General features: G+C 56.5%; 1 protein-coding gene. It reads right to left on the bottom strand.

Translation table 11 applies throughout. From position 1 onward, the window contains the following. Positions 1-246: 50S ribosomal protein L6 (locus D0N36_RS19345; RefSeq protein WP_116943431.1), on the bottom strand; the 246-nt coding region annotated here is incomplete at both ends.

The raw sequence follows: 246 nt of genomic DNA, 5'->3' as shown, positions 1-246 counted from the left end.
CAGGGCCAGGAAGATGTTGTGCGAGTAGCCCAGCGCCAGTTCGAGGATAGTACCAGCCATAGTGGCTTTGTAACCTACACCGACTAATTCCAGCTTTTTCTCGAGGCCATTGCTCACGCCATCGATGGCGTTGTTGAGCAGTGAGCGGTAAAGGCCATGCATGGCCTTGTGCCGCTTCTGCTCCGTGGGGCGGGTCACCAGCAACTGGCCTTCCTCAGTAGCCACGTTAATATCGCGGTCTACAGG

It is taken from the genome of Hymenobacter lapidiphilus, from assembly GCF_003417065.2.
Classification (GTDB): Bacteria; Bacteroidota; Bacteroidia; order Cytophagales; family Hymenobacteraceae; genus Hymenobacter.
The sequence above is the reverse complement of the archived record's forward strand: the minus strand, read 5'-3'. Positions and strand labels throughout refer to the sequence as shown.